The organism is Chryseobacterium sp. StRB126 (assembly GCF_000829375.1).
Taxonomy (GTDB): domain Bacteria; phylum Bacteroidota; class Bacteroidia; order Flavobacteriales; family Weeksellaceae; genus Chryseobacterium.
Genome location: NZ_AP014624.1, coordinates 596,157 through 599,507, shown reverse-complemented (window position 1 = coordinate 599,507; position 3,351 = coordinate 596,157). Strand labels below are relative to the sequence as shown.

Below are 3,351 nucleotides of genomic sequence, written 5' to 3'. Positions count from 1 at the left end.
AAAAGACATGGGAGATTATAGTCTCCCATGCTTTCCTATAAAACGAAAAGAAAAACCTATGAACAGAACAACATCATCAAAACCACAGATATTTTTATTACACTATGCCGGCGGAGACAGAAGCTCCTTTCGCCCTTTAATGGAAGAGTTACAGTCGCAGTTTCAGATAGAAACTCCAGAGCTCCCGGGAAGAGGAGACCGAATGTCAGAGCCCCCTCTGAAAGATAAACAGGAAGCCGTAGCAGATATATTGGAGCAGATAAAACGCACCCGACAGAAAGAAGTTCCCTATTTGATCTATGGTCACAGCATGGGAGCCATATTGGGCTTCGAAATTTGTCATGCTATGGAAAAAGAGAACGATGCCCCCGTACATTTTGTAGCCACAGGATACCCGGGGCCAGGAATAAAAGATACTCCGCCTATTGCAGACCTTCCCAAAACAGAATTCTTTGCAGAAGTAAGAAAACTGGGTGGAATTTCTGATGAGGTGATGCAATACGAAGAATTATTAGACTTCTTTGAGCCTTTATTGAGAGGAGATTTCGGGCTTCTGGAGAATAAAAACAACCAGACACCCAATATAAAAATAAAGACTCCTGTTTATGCCGTAATGGGGAAAAATGAAAAATATGCCCTGAATATAAGAAACTGGGCCAATTACACAGAAGCATCATGTGAATGTCAGATTGTGAATGGAAACCATTTCTTCATCAATCAGAATTTCAATTATCTGTCACAGGTTATCAAAAACCTGATGAATGCCACAACGGCCAAATGATAAAAGAACCTATTCATTCACACAATAAAACCTAATTTATGCCTGGAAAAAAAGAATATGCATTAACCTTTATCTATATTACAGTTCTTATTGATATCATTGGAATAGGAATTATCATACCCGTACTTCCAACACTGATTACAAAACTTTCAAATACAGATAATATAAGTGTTACTGCTCAATACATCGGATGGTTTATCTCCGTATATGCTTTAATGCAGTTTCTGTTTGCCCCTGTCTTAGGAGGTCTAAGCGATCGGTATGGTAGACGGCCGGTCCTGTTATGTTCATTACTGGGACTCGGAGTAGATTATCTCATTCTGGCATTGGCTCCAGACATTGCCTGGCTGTTTGTAGGAAGAGTTATCAATGGAATTATGGGGTCAAGCATGACAACAGCAGCAGCTTATATCTCAGACATCAGTACTCCTGAAAAAAGAGGGCAGTATTTTGGAATGATGAGTGCAGTGGCCGGAGTAGGAATGATTATTGGGCCGGTTATAGGAGGAGTACTTGGACAATATGGAGAAAGAATTCCTTTTTATGCCGCCGCCGGATTAAGTTTACTGAATCTTATCTATGGATTTTTTACCCTCCCTGAATCATTATCCAAAGATAACCGCCGTCCGTTTTCATGGAAAACAGCTAATCCCATTGGAGTCATGAAGAGTCTGAATAAAGAAATACTGGCCCCCGCATTTATCGTTGCTTTTATTCTGATTGCATTGGCAGGGCATTCTGTGCAAAGCTCCTGGAGTGTATATGTAATGGATAAATTTAACTGGAAAGAAGATATGATAGGCTATTCAATGGGGCTTTTGGGATTGTTGACAGTTGTTTTCCAGGGTGGATTAATTGGCCTCTTTATCAATAGACTGGGACAGGAGAAATCAGCAATCATTTTTCTGGTATTCTTTTGTGTAAGTATGTTATCATTCGGATTAGCCAATAAAGGATGGATGATGTTTGTGGTCATAGCGATGTATGCTCTCGGAGGAATGGCCTCACCTATACTGCAGGCTATGATCTCTTCCAAAATTCCCGATAATAAACAAGGATTACTGCAGGGAGGACTCACCAGTATTCTCAGTTTATCCTCCATTGTAGGACCATTGCTGATGACCTGGGTATTTGCTTATTTTACCTCTCCCCAATCACCTATTTTTTACAGTGGAGCCCCTTTTATTTTAGGAGCCATTTTAGCAGTAATCGGTAGTCTTTGTATATATATTGCTATGAAGAAAGGCAATTAAACTTTGAGCACAAGAAAGACAATTAATTGTTTATTGTATGGGGTAAAGGGATTACCCTTTTACTTCAACGAATCAACGGAGTTGATTTCATTCTTAGCTACCTAAAAATATAGCCTAACAAAAATAAAACTTTGTGTCAATAAAAATTATGGAGCTACATTATTTAGCAATAATAGACAACTGAAATGAGTTTAGGATCAATATCTTTGTGATTCTATACCTTTTATTTTGGAAAATTATAAAAAACGGATTGTAAAAACAATACACTATATTGATGCAAATCTTGACGCTGATCTTTCTCTGGAAAAAATTGCAGAGATCAGTGCCTATTCACCGTTTCATTTTCACAGAATATTCAAGCTGGTTACAGGAGAAACCCTTCAGAACTATATTATCCGGAAAAAAATAGAAAAAAGTGCCTTTCTTTTAGCCATGCATAAAAATATCGAGATGAAGGAAATCTACTTTGATCTTGGTTTTTCAAATCCATCTGTTTTTAGCAAAACCTTTAAAAAATATTACGGATTAGCACCATCCGAATTCCGTAAAACAGCTCCCGAAGCATTTCACAAGATTTTACAAACACAAAGCAAGAACGGACAAATTGATACGGTTTTCAGCCAATACATTTGTACTATTGAAAACCTATTAAAATGGATAACAATGAATTTAAAAATTGAAGTAAAAGAAATGCCGGAAATGAATCTGGCAGCAGTAATGAGCCTTGGTATTGCCGGGGTAGAACCTTCTTACAACGTGCTCATAGACTGGGCAAAAAAGAAACATCTTTTTCCTAGAGAAAATGTAAAAATGATCTCTGTGTATCACGATAGTTTTAAAGTAACACCGCCCGATAAAGTAAGAATTCATGCCTGTATGCTGTTGGATGAAAAACTGGAAGAACCAACAGGAGAAATTTTTTCAGAAACCATAGAAGCCGGAAAATTTATTGTCGGAAGTGGTGAAGTTACCCTCAACGATTTTGAGCAATGCTGGGTATCATTATTTTTATGGATGAATGAACACAATTACTCCACACGGAGAACCTTTCCGTTTGAGATCTATCACTCTAATTTTAAAGAACATCCTGAAGGGAAAATGAGAGTGGATTTCTGCATCCCGATTCAGTAATTAAACTCAAGTCAAAAAGGCTTGGATCAAGGAGTTGGAATAAGAAAGCAATGAGTTTGATAGTGAATATTAATATCTACAACTAAGAGTAACTTCCAGTCTCCTTTCTTCCAGCTTCCAGCCTTTTTACCATTCAGCAACAAAAGGATGCCCTTCAGTAATATTTTTTTTACATAAGGGCATTTT

The 3,351-nt window shown here is 37.7% G+C and carries 3 protein-coding genes; all 3 read left to right on the top strand.

Annotated elements, in window-relative coordinates; all coding sequences use genetic code 11:
• Nucleotides 1–58 precede the first annotated feature (58 nt).
• The 3 genes from CHSO_RS02745 to CHSO_RS02735 all read left to right on the top strand — a co-directional run bounded on the left by CHSO_RS02745 (nucleotide 59) and on the right by CHSO_RS02735 (nucleotide 3,165).
• A complete protein-coding gene (locus tag CHSO_RS02745; protein WP_045501751.1) occupies nucleotides 59–781 on the top strand; it encodes a thioesterase II family protein in 723 nt (240 codons plus the stop codon).
• Nucleotides 782–819: 38 nt separating this feature from the next.
• Nucleotides 820–2,034: a TCR/Tet family MFS transporter gene (locus CHSO_RS02740; RefSeq protein ID WP_045492109.1), complete on the top strand. Its 1,215-nt coding sequence runs from the start codon at nucleotides 820–822 to the stop codon at nucleotides 2,032–2,034.
• Nucleotides 2,035–2,262: 228 nt separating this feature from the next.
• On the top strand, nucleotides 2,263–3,165 hold the full coding sequence (locus tag CHSO_RS02735; protein ID WP_045492107.1) for a GyrI-like domain-containing protein: 903 nt from the start codon (nucleotides 2,263–2,265) through the stop codon (nucleotides 3,163–3,165).
• Nucleotides 3,166–3,351 lie beyond the last annotated feature (186 nt).